The sequence below is a fragment of the Calidithermus timidus DSM 17022 genome, from assembly GCF_000373205.1.
Taxonomy (GTDB): Bacteria; Deinococcota; Deinococci; order Deinococcales; family Thermaceae; genus Calidithermus; species Calidithermus timidus.
The window spans coordinates 481,540-501,171 of the sequence record NZ_KB890687.1 but is presented as its reverse complement, the minus strand read 5'-3'; the positions used below and the strand labels follow the sequence as shown (position 1 = coordinate 501,171).

General features: G+C 62.7%; 20 protein-coding genes and 2 pseudogenes. 11 read left to right on the top strand and 11 right to left on the bottom strand.

Annotated elements, in window-relative coordinates:
- Positions 1-44 precede the first annotated feature (44 nt).
- The 8 genes from B047_RS0102420 to B047_RS0102385 all read right to left on the bottom strand — a co-directional run bounded on the left by B047_RS0102420 (position 45) and on the right by B047_RS0102385 (position 8,363).
- On the bottom strand, positions 45-800 hold the full coding sequence (locus B047_RS0102420; RefSeq protein WP_018465374.1) for a tyrosine-type recombinase/integrase: 756 nt from the start codon (positions 798-800) through the stop codon (positions 45-47).
- 289 nt (positions 801-1,089) lie between these two features.
- Positions 1,090-2,085: a Gfo/Idh/MocA family protein gene (locus B047_RS0102415; RefSeq protein WP_018465373.1), complete on the bottom strand. Its 996-nt coding sequence runs from the start codon at positions 2,083-2,085 to the stop codon at positions 1,090-1,092.
- Positions 2,086-2,094: 9 nt separating this feature from the next.
- Entirely contained in the window at positions 2,095-3,051 is a 957-nt protein-coding gene (locus tag B047_RS0102410; RefSeq protein WP_026234512.1) for a Gfo/Idh/MocA family protein, read from the bottom strand.
- Between the two features lie 194 nt (positions 3,052-3,245).
- Positions 3,246-4,184 carry a dihydrodipicolinate synthase family protein gene (locus B047_RS0102405; RefSeq protein WP_211209118.1) on the bottom strand — a complete coding sequence of 313 codons (939 nt, stop codon included), beginning with the start codon at positions 4,182-4,184 and terminating at the stop codon, positions 3,246-3,248.
- A 24-nt stretch (positions 4,185-4,208) separates the two neighbouring features.
- Positions 4,209-5,084 (bottom strand): oligopeptide ABC transporter permease, encoded by an 876-nt coding sequence (opp4C, locus tag B047_RS0102400; RefSeq protein ID WP_211209117.1) that lies wholly within the window; start codon positions 5,082-5,084, stop codon positions 4,209-4,211.
- Between the two features lie 23 nt (positions 5,085-5,107).
- Complete coding sequence (locus B047_RS0102395; RefSeq protein WP_018465369.1) at positions 5,108-6,064, bottom strand: ABC transporter permease; 957 nt, start codon at positions 6,062-6,064, stop codon at positions 5,108-5,110.
- Between the two features lie 24 nt (positions 6,065-6,088).
- Entirely contained in the window at positions 6,089-7,654 is a 1,566-nt protein-coding gene (locus B047_RS0102390; RefSeq protein WP_026234509.1) for an ABC transporter substrate-binding protein, read from the bottom strand.
- Positions 7,655-7,691: 37 nt separating this feature from the next.
- Positions 7,692-8,363 carry a FadR/GntR family transcriptional regulator gene (locus B047_RS0102385; RefSeq protein WP_040779052.1) on the bottom strand — a complete coding sequence of 224 codons (672 nt, stop codon included), beginning with the start codon at positions 8,361-8,363 and terminating at the stop codon, positions 7,692-7,694.
- A gap of 357 nt (positions 8,364-8,720) precedes the next feature.
- Here B047_RS0102385 and B047_RS0102380 point away from each other — a divergent pair, with 357 nt between their 5' ends.
- The 3 genes and pseudogenes from B047_RS0102380 (at position 8,721) to B047_RS0102370 (ending at position 11,532) form a co-directional block, all read left to right on the top strand.
- Positions 8,721-9,371 carry a FadR/GntR family transcriptional regulator gene (locus B047_RS0102380; RefSeq protein WP_169336584.1) on the top strand — a complete coding sequence of 217 codons (651 nt, stop codon included), beginning with the start codon at positions 8,721-8,723 and terminating at the stop codon, positions 9,369-9,371.
- A gap of 34 nt (positions 9,372-9,405) precedes the next feature.
- Positions 9,406-10,344: pseudogene (locus tag B047_RS16070) on the top strand (IS5 family transposase).
- 321 nt (positions 10,345-10,665) lie between these two features.
- Positions 10,666-11,532, top strand: a complete 867-nt coding sequence (locus B047_RS0102370; RefSeq protein WP_018465363.1) for a hypothetical protein — start codon at positions 10,666-10,668, stop codon at positions 11,530-11,532.
- A gap of 75 nt (positions 11,533-11,607) precedes the next feature.
- On the opposite strand, the gene B047_RS0102365 is transcribed toward B047_RS0102370, so the two are convergent.
- Together B047_RS0102365 and B047_RS0102360 are read right to left on the bottom strand one after the other, a co-directional pair.
- Positions 11,608-12,465, bottom strand: coding sequence for a GGDEF domain-containing protein (locus B047_RS0102365; RefSeq protein ID WP_018465362.1), 858 nt, complete (start codon positions 12,463-12,465; stop codon positions 11,608-11,610).
- A gap of 14 nt (positions 12,466-12,479) precedes the next feature.
- A complete protein-coding gene (locus tag B047_RS0102360) occupies positions 12,480-12,842 on the bottom strand; it encodes a hypothetical protein (RefSeq protein ID WP_018465361.1) in 363 nt (120 codons plus the stop codon).
- A 299-nt stretch (positions 12,843-13,141) separates the two neighbouring features.
- On the opposite strand from B047_RS0102360, the gene B047_RS16065 reads away from it, so the two are divergent.
- From B047_RS16065 to B047_RS0102340, 4 genes are all read left to right on the top strand, one after another.
- Complete coding sequence (locus B047_RS16065; RefSeq protein WP_018465360.1) at positions 13,142-15,082, top strand: putative bifunctional diguanylate cyclase/phosphodiesterase; 1,941 nt, start codon at positions 13,142-13,144, stop codon at positions 15,080-15,082.
- Between the two features lie 267 nt (positions 15,083-15,349).
- Positions 15,350-16,363 carry a hypothetical protein gene (locus tag B047_RS0102350; RefSeq protein WP_018465359.1) on the top strand — a complete coding sequence of 338 codons (1,014 nt, stop codon included), beginning with the start codon at positions 15,350-15,352 and terminating at the stop codon, positions 16,361-16,363.
- A 25-nt stretch (positions 16,364-16,388) separates the two neighbouring features.
- Positions 16,389-17,021 (top strand): thermonuclease family protein, encoded by a 633-nt coding sequence (locus B047_RS0102345; RefSeq protein ID WP_026234508.1) that lies wholly within the window; start codon positions 16,389-16,391, stop codon positions 17,019-17,021.
- On the top strand, positions 17,011-17,310 hold the full coding sequence (locus tag B047_RS0102340; protein WP_018465357.1) for a hypothetical protein: 300 nt from the start codon (positions 17,011-17,013) through the stop codon (positions 17,308-17,310). Before B047_RS0102345 ends, B047_RS0102340 begins: the two co-directional genes overlap by 11 nt.
- Here B047_RS0102340 and B047_RS17410 read toward each other — a convergent pair.
- Positions 17,259-17,780 carry a transposase gene (locus B047_RS17410; RefSeq protein ID WP_084784912.1) on the bottom strand — a complete coding sequence of 174 codons (522 nt, stop codon included), beginning with the start codon at positions 17,778-17,780 and terminating at the stop codon, positions 17,259-17,261. The genes B047_RS0102340 and B047_RS17410 overlap by 52 nt on opposite strands.
- Positions 17,781-17,785: 5 nt before the next feature.
- On the opposite strand from B047_RS17410, the pseudogene B047_RS0102330 reads away from it, so the two are divergent.
- The 4 genes and pseudogenes from B047_RS0102330 to B047_RS0102315 form a co-directional block, all read left to right on the top strand.
- Positions 17,786-18,241 (top strand): annotated as a pseudogene (locus B047_RS0102330) (magnesium chelatase subunit ChlI family protein); the annotation flags it as partial.
- 50 nt (positions 18,242-18,291) lie between these two features.
- Positions 18,292-18,537, top strand: a complete 246-nt coding sequence (locus B047_RS0102325) for an AbrB/MazE/SpoVT family DNA-binding domain-containing protein (protein ID WP_018465354.1) — start codon at positions 18,292-18,294, stop codon at positions 18,535-18,537.
- Positions 18,537-18,971 (top strand): PIN domain-containing protein, encoded by a 435-nt coding sequence (locus B047_RS0102320; protein ID WP_018465353.1) that lies wholly within the window; start codon positions 18,537-18,539, stop codon positions 18,969-18,971. Before B047_RS0102325 ends, B047_RS0102320 begins: the two co-directional genes overlap by 1 nt.
- Before the next feature lie 30 nt (positions 18,972-19,001).
- Positions 19,002-19,349, top strand: coding sequence for a hypothetical protein (locus B047_RS0102315; RefSeq protein WP_018465352.1), 348 nt, complete (start codon positions 19,002-19,004; stop codon positions 19,347-19,349).
- Positions 19,350-19,632: the final 283 nt, after the last annotated feature.

Here is a 19,632-nt window from a genome sequence, read left to right as displayed (position 1 = left end):
ACCTTAACACGGATAAACCGATATGTCTATGGGCATTAACACACTCAGCCACTCGTCCCACCCAGCACCCGCCGATAGCTCTCCCCCACATGGGCCAGGGAGCTTTCGGCGTAGACCTGGGTGGTCTTGAGGTCTTTGTGGCCCAGGAACCTCTGTAGCTGCTCGAGGGGCATCCCCCGGTCGAGGAGGATCTGCGCCACCGAGTGCCGCAGTAGGTGAGGATACACCCGCTTCTCGATGCGGGCCTCGGCGGCGGCCTGCTGGATCAGTTTCTGGATGGCCCTTTGCGAGTAGCGGTCGTGGCGGTTGGACTCGAAAAGGTAACCCCGCGTCCGCCCGGCCAGGTGCAGCCGCAGCTCCTGGGCCAGCGCGGGTAAAAGGGGCACGTAGCGCACCGAGTCCTTCTTGGCCTTGTGGACGTAGATGTGGGGGGCCTCCCCGTCAAGGTGGAGGTCCTGGGCCCGCAGAAAGACGAACTCGCTCACCCGGCAGCCGGTGTAGAAGAGGGTCTTGAGCATCAGCCCGTAGACCGGCTTCCTCGGGTTGAGCCGGTAGGCGGCCTCGAGGAGCCGCTCCACCTCTTCCCGCGAGAGCCGCTCCACCACCCGGCGGCGCTTGGGAGGAGGGGCGAGTTCCAGCAGGCGGCGCACCCGCTCGACCACGTACTTGCTCTGGTCATAGTCCAGGTGGGCCTTACGCCAAAGTTTGGCGGTCTCAGCAATGAGGGCCTCGAGTTCGGAGTTCGCCTTCGCTTTTTTACCGCGCACTTCGGCCAGCTTGAGGGGGGTGGCGGGTTCCATTTGCCCCTCAGTTTAGCCAGGAGAGTTCGCTGTAGGGGTCTTGTGCGAACTCTTTGCCGCCTAGAGCCTGCGTGTATGGAAATGCCCAGCCCACCGATCATCCCTGCGCACCTCGAGCGACCGCCGATGGCAAAGGCCTCGGGCGGTCAGGAAGCACGGTGCGGGTACGAATCTTCCCCATCTTCCCCAAGATGTCCGGCGACGAGGTCGAAGCCTGACTGGAGCGCTCGGTGACCACCGGCCTCACCCCCCGCCCCCGCAGCTCCCCGCTGCCCTGGTAGGCGATGATTCATGACCGCGCCTCGAGGACGATTTCCCGCCGAGTCTTGGAGGACTCCTCCGCGGAAAAGATCACTTGCATCAGGTGCCGGGCGTAGCTTCCGCCCACTGCCGGCTCCTGGTTGTTTTGGATGGCCTGGATAAAGCTGTTCCATTCGGCGATCAAGGGCTTCTGGGGCCATTGGGTTTCCAGCGAATCGGGTACCTCGCGCCAGACCTGGTTACGCCCGACGAATACCCCTCGAGTAGGGTCGACGTGTAAACGCCCACGGGTCGCGGTGATCTCGAGTGCGAAACTGGGGGCTCCCTGGGCGTAGCCAACGCTGCTGAGGGTACCTGCCGCTCCGCTGGTAAACCGCAAGAACAGCGCTCCGGTGTCATCAGCCTGCTGGGCATGAAAGTGTGTGCCAAACTGAGCGGCGACACTGCTGACCCTTGAGCCTATCAACCACATCAGCCGATCCAGGCCGTGAATGCCTGCGGTGAGCATCATGCCCCCTCCGGTGCCGCGATCCAGGTGCCAGGGGCGGCGGTTGTGCTCCATCCAGAACTTGGCGAAGGTGCTGTGACCCAAGACGGGCTCGCCTAACTCGCCGCTTTGCAGGATTTCCTTGGCCCGGACGAAGGGGCGTTCAAAGTGGGAAAGATGCCCCAGCATTAGCTTGACCCCCGCTTGGTGCACAGCAGCCAGGATTCGATCGCACTCCTCGAGGCTAGGGGCCATGGGCTTTTCCAGCAAAATGTGCTTCCCACGCTGGGCCGCCTGGATGGCCAGATCGGCGTGCAGGTGGTGGGGGGTGGCAATGAGCACGACGTCAACTTCAGGGTCAGCCAACAGCTCTTCGGGCGCCGAGAAGGCCCGGCCTCCATAGCGCTGCGCGAAGGCCTGGGCCGACTCCAGCTTCGCCCCACACACCGCCACCAGCCGGGCTTCAGCGACACTCGAAAGGGCTTTGGCATGTTCGCTGCCGAACCACCCTGCTCCGATAATGCCCACTCCAAACATATCTGCTCCTCAAACCCAAACCGCCACCCTGTAGGCTTGGTCAATCACCTGCATGGCTTTGTGCAAATCCTCCAGGCCTGCTCTGGGGGTTTGCTCGGTTTTGAGCCGCTCCAGCACGTCTTTGGCAAAAGCGCTGTATCTCGAGGCGGTTGGCACTGTTGGGTACATGGTCTTGCCGCCCAGGGTGTTGACCTCGAGACTATCGGCCAGCTCCAAAATATAGGTGTCGCTGGTTGCTACTCGAAACTCGTAGTCGCCCCCAGCAGCCAGGGTGGCGAAGGTGTAGCCGGCCTCAAGGGTTCCCACCAGCCCGGAGGGGGTACGGAGGGTCAGGGCGGCGAAGTCCTCGACCTTTCGCCGGTGCATCCGCGAGCTCAGGACGCAGCTCACCACCTCGACGGCTTCACCGGCTGCCAGGGCACAAAAAGCATCCACCCCGTGAATTCCCAGGTTTCTCAGGGCGCCGCCTCCACCGATGTGCGGCTCGAGCACCCAGCCTACCCCCTCGCGCTCGTAGCGCTCGGGCCAGCCGTTGAGAATGCGAAAGTGCATGTGGTTAGCCTTGCTGGATCGCTTTAGCACATCCCACACCCCGCTGTAGCGGTTGGCAAAAGCCACAGCCACGAACAGGTTCTTCTGGTTCGCGCAGTCCAGGATCGGCTCGAGGGCCCTTGCTTCGATTCCCAGTGGTTTCTCGACGGCAAATGGCAAATTGGCCTTGAGCACATCCATGGCATAGCGCGGCATTTGCAGGGGTGTTCCCATCACGACGGCGAACTCGGGTCGGGTGAAGCGGAGCAGCTCGCGGTGATCAGTAAACGCCCGCACCCCGATCTGCTCAGCCAAGGCTTCAGCCGCCTTCGGATCGGGGTCGCTCACGCCAACAACCTCTGCCCCAGCCCTGGCAAACCCCTGGGCGTGCATCGGGGCGTGCCAGTGACTTACACCAATTAGCGCAACACGCATCATCCCTCCAAAAAGCGCGGCACTCGAACCCAGGAGGAGGAAGGATCGAGCGCCGCGCGGTATCTACTCCCACTCAGGGAGCAGGAGTAGCTAGCCGGGCACGCAGCGATAGAAGCGATGGAGATGCTGCCAAAACTACGCACAAAACAGAAGGTTTAGTCAATCCCGTTCCCCCTTTCGCTTTGGACACCGAGCTATGCCGTCACCAGGAATCCCGCTTCCTCCAAAATCTGTCGAACCCTTTGAACCCCCGCCTCGTCGTAGCGGATTTGCGGGCGACCTACCACATTGGTCTTGATGATGCCCCGCAACATTAGAGCGGTCTTGAAACCCCCCATTGCGTTGCCCCCGGCGCTGATTCCGGGGATGCTGCAGGCATTCACGATGGCAAAGAGCTTCAGCAGCCGCCCTTGTTCTTTGCGGGCCTCGCTCCAGTTTCCGGCACGGCACAGGTCATAGAGCCTGCGATAGCCGTGCGGGTCTACGTTGCCCAGCCCCGGCACCACGCCATGTGCCCCCATCAGCAAGGCTGCGTCCACGGTGAGTTCGGAGCCGGTGAACATGCGGAAGTCGGGCTTGTGGCTCATTTCCAGCAACAATCCTCGAAAAGCGGCGTCGTTGCCGGAGGAGTCCTTCAAGCCCACGATGGTACCCTCCCTGGCCAGCGTCGCCAGCGTCTCGTGGGCGAGTTTGGTATGCACGCATACTGGGATGTCGTAGGCCAGGACGGGCAAGTCAACGGCCCGGCGCACCAGGCGGAAGTGCTCCATGATTTCGCCTTGCGAGGTGCGGGTGTAAAAGGGCGCGGTGAGCACCAGGCCATCTACGCCGAAACGTTTGGCCTCGAGGCCGTGCTGGATGCAAAGGGCGGTGGTCATGTCGATGACCCCGGCGATCACCGGAACCCGCCCCCTGACCGTGCTGGTAATCACCTCCAGCACCTCAGCCCGCTGCTGTGGGGTCAAAAACACGGTCTCACTGGTCGAGCCCAGGGCAAATAGCCCGTGCACTCCCCCATCGAGCAGGTGCTTGACCAATCGCTCCAGCGATTCCTGGTCGACTTGGAAATCCTCGGTAAGGGGAGTGACGACCGGCGGTACCACCCCGTGCAGATCAGCCAATGAATGATTCACACTCACACTCACACTCTTACCTCGCTAACTGGGCATGCGGGGATCCAAGGCATCGCGCAGGCCGTCGCCAATAAAGTTAATCGCCAGCACCGCCAGCACGATCGCCGCACCGGCGGGCATCCATTGCCAGGGGTACTGCTCGAGGATGCTCACGTTGCGGGCCACGTTGATTAGGTTGCCCCAGGTGGCGGTGGGAGGCTGTACCCCCAGACCCAGGAAGGAAAGCCCGGCCTCCAGCAAGATCGCGCTGGCCACCCCCAAGGTGGCGTACACCACTAGCACATCCACGGTGTTCGGCAGCAGGTGGCGCAGGATGATGCGGCTCGGGCGGGCGCCCATGGCAACCGCTGCCGACACGAAGTCTTGTTCACGCAGGGACAGGAGTTTGGCCCTCACCAGCCGGCAGACCAGGGGCCAGTTGAGCAGGCCGATGATGAAGATGGTCTTGTCCAGCCCCGGCCCAATGATCGCCGCCAGTGCCAGCAGCACGATGATGCTGGGGAAGGTCATCACCATGTCCACAAAACGCATGATGAGGCCGTCGGTGATTCCGCCAAAGTAACCGGCCAGAGCGCCCAGGGTGGTGCCGATGAGCAACGAGATGGCTACGGCGGCCACGCCGACCAACAACGAAACCCGCCCGGCGTAGATGGTGCGGCTGAAGACGTCGCGCCCGGTCTGATCGGTACCCAGCCAGTGCCGGAGGTTGGGAGGTTGATTGCGGTTGAGGAGGTCGATCTGCTCGGGCTTATAGGGAGCGATCACGGGGGCGAACACTGCCAGCAGCGTCAGCACCGCCATGATCGCCACCCCCACCATCGCCAGCCGGTGGCGCAGGAAGCGCTTGAAGGCTCGCGAACCAGTAGAGCGGGTCTTGGTTTTACGGATCATTGCGGTCATGTCATCCTCCAGCGTCCAGCGCCTCAGTCGTAGCGGATGCGGGGGTCGATCCACCCATACAGCAGATCGGTGAGCAGGTTGGCCAGCAGAATCACCGAGGCCAGCACCAGGGTCAGGCCCATGATGAGGGGATAATCCCGCGACTCCACACCGTCGAGATACAACTGCCCCATCCCCGGCCAGGAGTAGATGCTCTCCAGGAAGACCGCACCGCCCACCAGGTTGGCGAAGTTGGCCCCAACCACGGTCACGACTGGGATCAGCGCGTTGCGCAGAACGTGCTTGCGGGTGGTGACCACTTCAGCCAAGCCCTTGGCCCGCGCGGTGCGCACGTAGTCCTGGCCCAGTACCTCGAGCACCGAGGAGCGGGTATAGCGCATGATGATGGCGATGTAGAAGAGCGAGAGGATGAGTGCGGGCAAGACCAGATGGTGCAGCACATCCAAGGGCACGACCGGCTGACCGGGAGTGGAATATCCTCCCGAAGGGAAAAGTTTCCACTTGAGGGCGAAGAAGTAAAGCCCCAACAGCCCCGCCAGGAAGGGGGGCGTGCTGATACCCAGGAAGGCGCCCACGGTGAGCACTTGATCCAGCACGGAGTAACGCCGGATGGCCGCGATCACCCCAAACAGTACCCCTAGCACAATGCCCAACCCCATCCCCAGACCCATCAGGGATAGGGTCGGGCCGATGCGCTGTTTGATCTCGCTCCAGACCGGTTGCTGGTTCTTAGTGCGGTAGCCGAGGTTGCCCTGAAGTGCGTTACCTAACCAATACAGGTACTGCACCACCAGCGGCTTGTCCAGGCCCAACTGACGGCGGATTTCCTCACGCTGTTCCTGGGTCAGGGCAAGGTCGGGGGGAATGTAGGCGTCCAGGGGATCGCCAGGCACCATTTGCAGCATGGTGAAGATGGCCGCCGAGATTATCAGCAGCACCGGGATACTCACCAACAGGCGCTTGACGACGTATTGCCCCATACCACCCCCTGATGCCTCTATGCCTTAGCGCTTGGGCAGCACATCCCACTTCTCGGCGGCGTCGTAGTAGCGGCCTCCACCGGGAGCCGGAGTCCAGACGAAGCCCACCACGTTGCGGCTCACCGCGCCGAAGCGCTTCGTGACCCACAGCGGGGCCCAGGGTAGGGTTTGGTTGGTGATGCGGCACAACTCCTGGTAGACCTTGGCCCGGGCGCTGGCTGAACTGATGGCCTGTCCCTGAACAAAGAGCTTGTCAATCTCTGGGTTGCTGATGCGCATACGGTTGTTGCCTTTGGGGGGCACCGAGCCGGAATCGAAGTTGACGATGAGCGCATCAGGGTCGGGACCATTACCCGCACCAGCGTAGACCAGGGCGAAATTCTCCGTGCTGGTTATCTGGTTGTAGGTTGGCACGTCAACCCTGCGCGGCCTTACCTCGATCCCCACCTGGGCCAGCATCTGCTGGAGCGTGACCATCACGTCGGCGGAGAGTTGGTCCTGATAGTAGTACAAGAACTCGATGGGCTCACCCTTGATCCGGTCCCAACCTGCCTCCGCCAAAAGCTGTCGAGCCTTGGCAGGGTTATAGGTATAGTCAACCAGACCGTTCCCGGGAATAAAGCGGCTGTTGTTGTAGATGCAGGGCACCACGTCCGCTCCGCCCGCAAAGAGCTGCTGGACGATGGTGTTGCGGTCGATGGCGTACATGAACGCCTGGCGCACCCGAACGTCCTTGAAGCGGGAATCTTTGTTATTGAAGCCGATGTAGTTGAGCACCTGTGAGGGACCTTCGATGATGCGCACGTTGCTGTCGTTTCTAAGACCCTTGGCCTCGTCCAGGCTCACGTAGGTGAACTGGATGTCCCCCGAGCGCAGGGCCAGCACCGCGCTCCCGGCCTCCTTGAAGTAGCGGTTGACCAGCTTGTCCAGCCTGGGGCGTCCGCGCCAGTAGTTGTCAAAAGCCACCAGTTCGACATATTGGTCGGGTACGTATTTGCTCCACTTGAAGGGGCCGGTGCCCACGGGGTTGGTACTCCACCAGGAGCTGGTGCGCAGGTCTTTAGGGGCGATGCTGGCCAGGTGATGCTCGGGCAGAATCATCACCTGGGTCAGGGCGTCGAGCAAAGCTGCGTTGGGGCGGCTCAGGTTGAGCACCACGGTCGTAGCATCGGGGGTTTCGATGCCCTTGATCATCTCGAGCTTGGCCGAAAAGAAGCTGGCCACATCGGGATGGCGGATGGTACCCAAGGTGAATTTGACATCCTTGGATGTAAAGGGCTTGCCGTCGTGCCAAGTCACCCCATCGCGCAGCTTGAAAGTGTATTTCAGCCCATCGGGTGAGACCGTCCAGGACTTGGCCAAGTCGCCCTGGAGGAACTGAAAGTTCACGTCGTAGAGCACAAGGGTGGAGAAGTACTTGTTGAGCCAGGTGAAGCCCGCAGTGTTGGTGAGGGGGTTGAAAAGACCTGGCGCACCACCCGGCCCCACGTCAAAAGCCCCCACCAGAACCTTCTGCCCCGCCTGGGTCAAGCCCAGGGAGAACAACGACAGCAGCCCCAGAAACCAAGCGACCATCCGGCTTCTTCTCATAGCGCTCCTCCTCTTCCGAACCACGGTTATTGGTTATTCAGCTCACCCGTTTACGGATGTCCGCAAAGTGCTGGCGCATGGCCACGGCGGCTGCCCAGCCATCGCGCTGCTTGAGGGTTTCCACGATGGCCCGGTGCTCCATGACTGAGCGAAGCAGGGCCTTTTTCTTCAGAGTTTCCTCCCCGTGCAGGCGGTGGAAGATCTCCCAGAACAGATCTACTAATCGAACGACGAAGGGATTGCCCAGCGGGGCGTACAACTCACGGTGAAAGGTCCGGTCGTGTGCTTCAAACGACTCCCCCTGGTTGGCTCGGACTCCCATTTCATGAACGATCTTTTCCAGTCGCTGGATGGTGCCCTCATCGACGCATTCAGCCACCATCCACATCAGGCCCTCCTCGAGGGCACTGCGCACCTGGGTCAGTTCGCGCAACGAGCGTCCATCCACCGCAAAGCTATATGGGAGGTTGTTGAAGATCGAGTCAAAAGAAAACGCCTTGACGAACAGTCCCTCACCGCGGCGAACTTCGACAATGCCCAAGGCCTCGAGGCTCTTGATCCCCTCCCGCAGACTGGCCCGGCTCGTACCCAGTTCCTGAGCCAGCATAGCCTCCGAAGGCAACGGAGCGCCCGGCTCCAGCCGATGCTGCTCAATATAGCTTTTGATCGCATCCTGTGCGCGCAAGTAAACCGGCTGACGCTTGAACACTCTGCCCTCGCTTGTCAGACTACAGATGTCTGACATGTAGGCTAAATGGACCAATGGTTTTTGTCAACAGACGCCGGGATGCCAAGCAGGGAACCCCCGTCCACGCCAGAACTTAGACCAGAAAGAGGGGATGAGCCGGTGCACGGGCGGAGCAAACAGGCGAGAAGGCGGCGAAAAGGCACCCACTACGATGAGCCAGTGCACGGGTGGAGCAAACCCATTGACCTGTAAGATGTCTGATGAGAGGTCGTGATGAAGAGCCGATCGCTGGGTAAGGCCAAACCACAACCACAACAGGAATCTACGAGGGGGCCTCTGCCCGTTAAGTCTTTACGACAGCCCGTCATCAGCGAAGCCGTGCGCAATTACATCAAGGAGCACATCATCGCCCACAACCTCCAGCCGGGAAGCCCCTTACCCCCTGAGTCCCAGCTCGTAGAAGAGTTGGGGGTCAGCCGCAGCTCGGTGCGGGAAGCTGTCAAGGCCCTTCAGTCCCTCGGGTTGATCGAGGTTCGGCGGGGCGAGGGGCTCTACGTGCGTGCGACTAACTTTGACGCCATCACCGAGATACTCAGTTTCAATTTGCGGCTAAACCCGAACATGCTGGCTGAGGTCCTGCACTTGCGGATCTGGTTGGAATCTGCAGTCATCAGTGAAGCGATCCCCCGCCTGAGCCCAGCTGACATAGATGAGTTAGAGAACATCATCCACCAGTGGAAAGAGTATGCCGATGCGGGAAAACCCGCCGAGGAACTGGATGAACGGTTTCACCTCATCCTCTACCGCAGCCTGGGCAACACCACCTTAGACAAGATCCTCGAGGTCTTCTGGATTGCGCTGCGCGGTTATGGTGAACAGGTCAAGAGCATGACCCGCGAGGAGATACGCTCGCAGTACGAAAACCACAGGGGGATTCTAGAGGCCGTCAAGGCTGGAGATGCAGTCCTAGCACGGCAGCGCCTCCTCGATCACTTTGCCGGTTCTAAGATTTTGCACGCCAGCCACTAGAGGGTGTTATGAACTTTAGGGCTAAGCTGGAGGGATGAGCCGGAAGCGGTATCCGAGCGACGTGAGCGACGAGGAGTGGCTGTTCGTGGCCCCCTACCTGAGGCTGATGCGCGAGGACGCACCCCAAAGGGAATACGCCCTACGGGACGTGTTCGACGATTTGCGCTGGATAGTCCGTGCCGGAGCCGCGTGGAGGATGATGCCAGGGGATTTACCCCCTTGGGAGGTGGTATACCAGCAAACCCAGCGCTGGCTGACAGCGGGGCGGAGTCGCTTGCGCGATACGGGCAAAGCCCGTACCCGGGGCGTGTTCGAGGCCATCGTGCAGGACCTGAGGGTGTTGTTGCGGTTGGCTGAAGGCAGGAGGGCTCAACCCTCCGCCGCCATCTTCGACAGCCGTACCCTGCAATCCAGCCCTGAAAGTGGTGGGCGAGCGGGATACGATGGCGCTAAACGTCGGAAGGGCAGTAAGGTGCACGTGGCGGTAGACACCCTTAAGTACCGGCACTAGCCGGGGGCCGATGGCCCTTCACTGGGACACCTGTTGGCGTTACACGTCACCCCAGCCGACGAGCAAGACCGGGCTCAGATGACTGAGTTAGCCCAGGCCGTGCAGCAGGCCACCCAGCAAAACGTCGAGCTGGCTTACGTGGATGCGGGCTACACCGGCGAGCGAGCCCGACAGGATGCTCAGGCGCAAGGTATCCACCTGGAAGTGGTCAAACTGCCCCAGGTCAGGAAGGGCTTCGTATTGCTACCCAGAAGGTGGGTGGTAGAGCGTTCGTTCGGCTGGGTGGCGAGGTTCCGACGGCTCGCCAGGGATTACGAACGTCTGCCACAAACCTTGGCGGGCCTGCACTTCCTGGCTTTCGCCATCCCGCTCCAGGTTACCGGCAAAGCCGGTATGCGCTGCGCGCACCCCCTATGTCCCGTTTCGTCAATCTCATGTCCCAATGTGCCTAACACCCTCTAGCAGCTGACGCTAGCGAAGAGGACCTTCTACATATCCTCCCGGAGGATGGCCGAGAGGGCGGACATGGCCACCCGGCGGTACTAATAGTTGACCGCATCGGTCAACCCTCTTCCTCGGAGGAGGGAAGGCGTTGGGAATGTTGGGAATTCCCTTCTGAAAAAAACAAAAATTCCCAACACTAAGAATGCCGTTCAGGACTCGTTATTTATGCCCTTGTTGGGAATGTTGGGACTGTTGGGAGTTTCGGCGATAGGGCCCCTCCTGGATTCTCGCGGCATCAGGAAGGCGCACTATATTCCATATGCTCTGTAACATGGTGTCATGCACTGGAAAGCGGCCCTGCTCTCGGTTATCGCGGCCCTGGCCCTGCCGGTGGTCGGGCTCATCACGGGGCGTGTGGTGGGGGACTTCTTCCTCCGTGGAGACCTGACCGGCGCGGTCGGGGCGGCCTTCGGCGTGTTGGTGTACGCCCTGGCGCTGGCCCTTGCGGTAGAGGTTGCGACCTTCTATATGAGCTTTGCGTATGTAGTCATTCACTCCCCGTGGGCCTTCTGGGGCAGCCTGATCGGGGCCTTCGTGGTGTTCTGGGGCAACTTCTCCAGCATGTACGAGGCTCGGATTGAGCGGGCTGGGGACACTGACCTGCGTGGAGAAGCCGCCACACAGCCCGCTCGCGCGTCGGTAGTCGCTGCTTCCCCGGTAGGGGAACACCTTGAGGCAGCCCAACTGCACGGCGCATTTCCCGAGCAAACACTTCAGGCGTTTGTTTCGGCGGAGGCTGTGGAGACCAGGATCAGCCAGGTAAGGCAGGAAGTCCGCGCGGTCAGGAAGACGGACGATCCCCTGTTGAGACAGAGCCCTAGCGGGCCTGTTCACCGGGCGGGAGATGAGCCCTTGCCGAAACTGACTGCTCACGCAGCTCCCGAGAAACACCTTGAGGTCAGGCCAGTGACCTTACCCACCCAGGAAGGGCACGAGGCTCCCTCAAGGGGGCCAGATTTCCCCCTCTCCGAGGTTGATCGGGAGGTGCTGCGCCTGGCGGCGGCAGGGCCTGTGGGCCCCTCGAGCGTCAGCCGGGTGCTCGGAATCGCCAAGAGTTCCGCAGGGGACAGGCTCCGGCGACTGGAGCGCTTGGGGCTGCTGGTGAAGCAGGGCTCGAGCTACGTGGTTGCAGTTGAAGGAAATTAACCCGTTGTGCGGCAGATGCAGCAAAGCAGCTCTGCCCTTCAGGGCGGAGAGGATTTCAAATTACGGACCGTGGTCCTAGAGATCTGGCTTCCCAGCCACCTGGACCCAGCCTTTGGCGCTTCCCTTGGCTTTAGTGGAGGCCTGGCTGGCCAGGTTGATCAGGTCGTCAGCAGTGGCCGCCGGGTTCTCTGGCACCCGACCCGAGTGGCGCTGTCCCCCAGATATGCCCAGGGAAAAGGACAGCGGCGGCAGGCCCTCCACCTTCAGCGTACCCACCTCTCGTCGAAGCTCTTCCAATAGCGGTAGCACCTCGCTGCGGGGACGGGGGAATAGCAGCACGAACTCGTCACCGGCGTAGCGGAAAGCTTCCCCGCCGTGGGTGCGGGCAAAGTTCCCCAGCAGCTGGCCTAGCGCCCGCAGGGCCCGGTCCGCCGCCACGTGGCCATGGGCTTTGTTTAGGGCGCCGAATCCGTCCAGGTCAGCAAAGATCAACGTGGGATCCAACCCTCCCTGCAGATACCCTTCGAGGGTGTGCCGCAGCAGGTCGGCGCGGGCCAGCCCGGTCAGGGGATCTTGGCTGGCGCCCAGGGCGTACAGAAGCGTACCCTTGGTCAGCACCCCCACCAATTTCTCCTCCTCCACCACCAGCAGCCGCTCCACCCCTACCTGCTGCATCCGCTCGAAGGCCTCGAAGAGGCTGGCCTCGGGGGAGATGGTTAGGGGGTCCTTGCGCATGGCGTCCAGTACCAGGCGGTTGGGGTGGGCCGCCCGCACGTCCCGGGAGGTCAACAAGCCCACCAGCCGCCCCCCCACCACCACCGGCAGGCCACCCACCCGGTACTGGTTCATCAGGCGGGCCGCCTCGGCCACGCTTAGCTCACCTTCTACCACCCGGGGATCCCGGGTCATGGCATCGACAACACGGCGCTGCATACGCTGGATAGATTTTACCTTAACCGTAGGGTGCGCCTGGCCTGCAACTCCGGGTCCAGGTGCACCCGGATCACCGTTTCCTCATCGAGCATCTGTGCGCACTCCTCCAGCAGGAGCTGCACCAGGCTTTCCGCTTCCACCAGCTGCAGCAGCTTCTTGCGCACCAGGCAGGCCTCGATGACCGACCCCTCCAGAGGGATCAGTTCGTACTGGCCGGGGGATAGGCTTTCGGCCATCCGCCGAGCCGCCTCTGGGCCGATGGGAGCCCGGCGGCCGATCAGGAGGGCATCCCACAGGGGAGGAATCTCGAAAGGCTGCGCCCGCAGGCTTAGATGTAGTTGTTTTTGACTGTGCTCGCGAGGGGCAGATTTGCTCATGATCGCTTACAGTCTAATTGGAATGTAGAATAGCGGAAGTGGCATCCGGACCAACAGCTAGGAAATTCATCCTCGCTTTCGCAGCAGCACTTTCTGCCTGGATCTCTAGGATGCTCTGAACGGCAAGGTCTGGCCGGAAGGTTATCCAGCACAGCTATTACCTGCAAGCAGTTTTACACTGCGATATTGTGAACAAAGTCCGATTGTTCCCGTATCCTGGCTTCCCCTACCGGCAGCTTGGGTGGGTTGCGCTCGCTATCGCTACCTATGTTGTCTTGTTCCTGGTGCTTTTCCCTCGTATGGGCTTGGGGGTCGCGGCCCTCAGCGCGGTCTGGGTGGGGTTGGCCGGTTGGCTGCTGGGGATGAGGGGAGGGCTGGTGCTGGCGGCAGTGAACTTTCCTTTGCACGTATGGCTGTTCAGCCAGGTAGGGGAGCCGGTACTGATGACCCTCAAAGGGCCCGGCTTCTACGTGGGACTGCTGCTGGGGGCGGCCAGCGGCTGGGTGCGGGGACTGGTGGAAAGGCTGGAAGCCAGCGAGGAGCGCTACCGCAGCCTGGTGGAGATGGCTCCTGTAGGGGTGCTGGTGCACGACGGGGAGCGCATCCTCTATGCCAATCCGGAGGCCGGACGCATGTTGGGGGCCCGGCACCCTAAGGAATTGCTGGGGTGCTCGGTGCGGAGCCTGGTGGGGCCTGAAAGCCTGCCCCTGGTGCCTACGCACGTGGAGACTCTCCTATCGCCGCGCGAAAGCAGCGAGTACCCGGGGGCGGGACGGCCAGGGGCCGAACTGGTGGAGGTGAGGTGGCGCCGCCGCGACGGTACACCCGTCACGGCCGAGGTCAGCGGGGCGAGGGTGTGGTACGCGGGCCAGGCGGCCATCCAGCTAACCCTGCGCGACCTGAGCGCCCAGCAGCGGTTACAGCATAGCCTCGAGCGCCTGACCTACCACGATCCGGTGACCGAACTGCCCAACCGCGCGGCGCTGCTCCAGGAAGGGGCCAGGATACTGGCCCTGGCGCACCGCCAGGGTTGGGGGGTAGCAGTCTTGTGGCTGGGGCTGGAGGGCTTTGCCTCTTTGCGCGAGGCGCTGGGCCAGGGCCGGGTGGACCGGCTATTGCGCCAGGTGGGGGAGCGCTTGCGGCGGGTTACCCGCGAGCAGGACTACCTGGCCTCCTGCGGGGGAGGGGAGTTTGCCCTGGTAGCGCAAAACGCCGCTCCCACCGGGGTATTGCGCCTGGCCCGGCGGCTGCAAAGAGCCCTGGAGGCCCCCTTGTTCCTGGGGGACCGGCCCGTCCACCTCACCCCCAGCGTGGGCATCGCCTGCTATCCCAAGAACGCCCTCGACCTGGAGGGGCTGCTCTCGGCGGCCTACGCTGCCATGCAGCGAGCCCGAAGCGAGGACTGCCGGGTGGCTCTGTTTGACCCCGAGGCCGCCCGCCAGGCCCGCGAACATATGGTTCTGGAGGAAGAGCTGCGCCGGGCGCTAGCCGAAGGGGAACTCACCCTGCACTACCAGCCGGTGCTGGACCTACGCAGCGGGCAGGTCGCGGGGGTGGAAGCCCTGGTGCGCTGGCTGCATCCCACCCGGGGCTTCATTTCCCCCGAGGTCTTCATCCCCCTGGCCGAGGAACGCGGCCTTATCCGCGAGCTCGACCGCTATGTACTGCGGGAGGTGCTCGAGCAGGCCAGGAGCCTGCCGGGATGGGTGGCAGTCAACCTCGCCCCCCAGAGCTTTCGCGAGCCGGGGTTTGTGCGCTTCCTGCAGGAGAGCCTGGAGCAAACCACGACCGCCCCGGACAAGCTGGTGCTGGAGATCACCGAGCGTACCCTGGCTGATCCCCGTACTGCCCAGCCAGTGCTGGAGCGGCTCAGAGCGCTGGGGGTATGGGTGGCGGTGGACGACTTTGGCACCGGCTACTCCTCGCTGACGTACCTGCGGAGCTTTCCGCTCGACCACCTCAAGGTCGACCGCAGCTTCGTACAGGGGATCGGAAGCCATCCTCAGGACCAGGCCATCCTGCGCGGCGTCTTCTTCCTGGCCAGGAACCTGGGCTTGGAGTGCGTGGCCGAGGGGGTGGAGACCGCCGAGCAGGTGGAGTGGCTGCGGGCTGAGGGTTGTGCCCTGGCTCAGGGCTATCACTTCGCCCGGCCCATGCCCCTCGAGCAGCTGCGCACTTGGCTTCACAGCCACGACTCCCTGCGCTCGAGCTCCTCGGCTGGAGACAACCCCGGGAAGTGACGACTCCTTGGGCTGAAACACCAATTATACCAGATTTGGTTGATTCGTTACCGAATGGTAACGAATCAACCCGACCGAAGTTATCCGCGTAGCGGAGGGCGATACCGCCCCTTGGAAGGGAGTGCTCTGGATTCAAAAAGACAGCCTCTGGGGTTTTGGGTTTTGTAAACTGTCTTTTTGAATCCGGTATTACCTAGTTCTCGAAGAGGTCGGGGAAGCTGGGATACTATTATGGCATAAAGCGAATTTTCCCTCGAAGGAGGCCCGATGCGCTCTTTGTCCTTGCTGGTTGTAGTTTTGCTCACCCTCCTTAGCCTGGCCTGGGGCCAAGGCACCCCGGAACTGCTGGCCCAGAACCTGCAGGGTTACTTGGGGGCGGAGGCCCGCCTGCTGGCTCAGGCGATACCCGGCACCGGGGTGGTGGTTCTAGCCCAGACCGACCGCACCGATCTGGAGCGCCTCCAGGCGGCTGCTGATTTGGGTGCACTGCTCAGAGAGACCGCCCGGAGTGTGGGAGGTGTACCACCACTGGAGCGCTGGATCGTGGCACTGGCAGGCCCAGGTTGGAACCTCACCCTAACGCTGAATGGCTCGACGGATTCGATCCTGACCACGGTGGACAACCAGGTTAACCCCTCCCTCCCGCTAGCCCGGGTCAGTGGGGGCGCCGCCGAAGCCCCTGTTCCCTTATCCTCCACTGATGGGGAGACCGATGTGGAGCTCGACGCCGGGCCGCAGGGAGCTTATACCGTACTGGAGGACCCTCAGGGGCGGGTGCTGGAAACCCTGGACCTGTCGCCGGGGGAGTACTTCGCCACATACAGCAAGCCGGGCTATCGTACTACACGGGTGAGCTTCCGTGTCGAGCGGGGCAAAAAGACCCGGCTGCAGGCACCGGCCCTGGCCCAGGATGCTAACTACACGGCTAGGGCCGGGCTCGAGCTCAACCTGGCAGGCGTCACCTACCTGGTGCTGTTGTGGGATGCTCGTAACCAGCCAGTGCGCGACCTGTCCCGGCTGGAAGAGGGCCTGTACTACGTCACCTTCTACGACGGTGCTGTGCGGCTCACCCAGAGCCTGCTGCTCGAGGCGGGCAAGACCACGGTGGTCCGGGTCCCAGATTGGGTCTACCGGCCTCGCAGCCTCACCGCCGAACCCACCCCGGCAACAAGCCCTGCCGCCAGCCCCGCTCCTGCCGTGCCCAGCTCAGGGAAGTGCTGGGTGAACGGCTATTACCGCAAAAACGGCACCTATGTGAGCGGGTACTGGCGCAGTTGCTGAGCAACTGGCGATTGAGATTGGAGATATGAAACCTTGGTTTGTTTTGTTGTTGGCCCTGGTGGGGTTGTCTCTAGCTCAGAGTATCCTGGTGGGCCGCTCGAGTGTGATTGACGGGGACACCCTGGAGATCCAGGGGGTGCGCATCCGCCTGTGGGGGGTGGACTCCGTAGAGAGCAGCCAGACCTGCCTGGACGCGGCCGGGAAGCCCTGGCCCTGTGGCCGGCGGGCGGCTTTTGCCCTGGCCGATTTCTTGGGGCAGCGCACCGTGCACTGTGAGCAGAAAGACACCGACCGCTACGGGCGCATGGTGGCGGTGTGCAGCGTGGGCGGCACCGAAGTCAACCGCTGGCTGGTGGAGCAGGGCTGGGCGATGGCCTACACCCGCTACGGCGGGGCTGTGTACCTCGACAGCCAGAGGCAAGCCCAGGCCGCCCGGCGGGGCATCTGGCAGGGGAGTTTTGAGCCACCCTGGGAGTACCGCAGCAACCCGGCCAACCCGCCCACCGCCGGTACGCCACGGGGATCCGATCCGACCAGCGCCTACTACCGCAATTGCACCGAGGCCCGCGCGGCTGGGGCCGCTCCCATCTACCGGGGGCAGCCGGGATACCGGAAGGGGCTGGATCGGGACGGCGACGGGGTGGCGTGTGAGCGCTGAGCCGTTGCTCGGGCCGCAAGGACGCGGGCGGCTTGAGGCTGTTCTGCGCAAAGCGCTCGAGGAGACCAAAAGTCTGGAAGAGAATATCCAGAAAGCTCTGGTGGCGCTCGAGGCCCTGGAGCAGGAAGACCGGGCCCTCGGCCTGCTGTACGCCTCCATACCTCGCCTGGGGCACAAAGTTCTCGAAGAAATCCTTCTGGAGATCCAGCCGCGGCTGGTGGCGCTCTGCCACCCCCTTCAGGAGGTGCTGGAAGAAGTATCAGCGGGACGGGGCGAGGAGAGCGCATAACCTACCAGCATCCGCTCCACCTCCACCCACACCCCCCGGCTGATCCAGTTCCGGTAGTGCCAGTAGACCATCTTCCCCGGTGGGTAACCCGGAGGGGTATCCCCCCAGGGCCGCCCCTCCCGCAGCACCAGGAAGATGGCCTCCACGAGGGAGCGCTTGGCGTAGCGGGGAGGGGCTCCCTTGCCTTTGCCCTGAATCAGGGGCGCTAACCGCTGCCATAGCGCATCGGGTAGGGGATAGGGGTAGTGGGGGTCGGGTAACCGGCGGGGCCGGGTGCGCTTCCCGTATACCCACCTCCAGGCCGTCCCGCTGCTCACCCCATACTTCCTCGCCAGGCTGCGGGCACTGGCTCCTGTCCGGTGGTGCTCCTCAATCAGGGCAACCCGAACCTCTCCTTTCCCCGACGGCCCCGGCTTCTTGCGGGGCAGAAGGTACCCCACCTGAGCGGGAATACCCCGATTGCCCTGCACACGCCTGCCCCTGCGGCTGGTTCGGCGACCCCGAGAGGCCCTGCGCCTGCACTCCTAGCCAGCGCATGCGCTACGTGGGCCGCATCTCCGGCCCCCTGCTCGACCGCTTCGACCTGGTGGTAGAGGTGCCCAGGCTCACTCCCGAAGAACTCGCCCGCGCCCCCGAAGGGGAGCCCACTGCCGTGGTGCGGGAGCGGGTGTTGGCCGCCCGAGAGAAGATGAAAGCCCGCCAGGGCAAGCTCAACAGCGAACTCCTTGGCCGCGAATTGCGGCGACACACGACGCTTTCTCCCTCTTCCGAGGCCCTCTTGCAGGCCGCGACCCAGCGCCTGGCCCTGACTGCCCGCAGCTACGACCGCATCCTGCGGGTAGCCAGGACGATCGCCGATCTGGCGGGCTCAGAGCGGATTGGGGAAGCCCATCTGGCCGAGGCGCTGACGTATCGGCGGAGCCTGGGGTGAGGGCACAATGGGGCCGATCTGTTCCTCTGATCTGCTGTTATGCTGAATGTATGAAAATCATCACCCAAGTCTCTTCTAGGGGGCAGATCACCCTGCCCGCTTCGGTACGCAAAGCCCTAGGCCTCAAAGCCGGAGATGCCCTGCTGCTGCGGGTGGAGGAAGGCCGGGTGGTGCTGGAACCCGCCCGAGTGCTTCCCCTGGAGGCCTACACCGAGGAGCGCATCGAGGAGTTCAACCGGGCCGCCGAGGCGAGCGAGGCCGAGCTGGTCGCCTTCCGCAAGGCCTGGGGGCTTTAGTGCGGGTGTTCCTGGACGCCAACGTGCTGTTCTCGGCGGCGTTGGGGGGTGAGGTGTTCCGGCTGATCTGGCTCTTGGCCGAGCGGGGGCGGCTCGAGCTATGTACCAGCCTGCAATGCTGGCTGGAGGCGGAGTTCAACCTCGAGCGCAAACGCCCTCAGGCCGCACCCCGGCTTCCTTTGCTGATGCAGCGGGTACACCTTGTGGCAGAGCCAGAAGGAACAGACCCGCCCTCCAATGAGCCCTTGAAAACCCTGTTCAAATTGCTATCCGATAAAGACCACCCGGTACTGCAAGCAGCCCTCCAGGCACAAGCCCAAATTCTGATCACCGGCGATCTGTGCCACTTTGGCCCCCTGATGCAGCGGGAAGACCTCCCCCTGCGGGTGCTGAGCCCTGGGAACTTCATCCGTCAGGTGAGGCCCGGCCTCTAATTCCGAACCGGTCTGGGCTATACTCCCCCCATGAATGCCCTGGCCCTCTACCGGCAGGGCCGCTACGCCGAGGCCCTCTCCCTAGCCCGGCAGCAAAGGGAGCTTCGAACCGCTGCCCTGGCTTTGCTGGCGATGGGGAAGGCCGCCGAGGCCGAGGGGTTGTTAGCGGGCTGGCAGCCCTCCGCGCAGGGTATCCTGGTTCATCTCAACGGGAACCAAGTCCACCCCCAGATACCACCCCTGAGGTGCTTCTCGCAAACGACGGGCTTGGCTAAAGTCGTGGGGTTTGCTTTCTTGTCTCAGCAACCGGCAGCTATAGTTGGGGCTATACCCTATCGCTTCACTGGCGGCTATGGCGCTGGGGCTTTTGTGTTCTAACTCCATCAGTCCTAGCACATATCCTTGTTCCCATTGCCCTAGAGGCGGTCAGCTATGCTGTACGACTTCAAACATCGTACAGAAGTACCGGGCTGACCGGGTTCTTTTCAAGAGCTCACGGCACGGTTCTTCTTTGGCTCGCGCTTTTTAGAGACTCGTCAATCTCTTGATCGAGATTTGTTCTTGCGACTGCCCGAGTACAGCCATTACCATCGGAGCGTGCGAAACGGGGCCGAGCAGCTCAATATCGCTAAGCGCCACGGAGGATTGAGGGCAAAAGAAC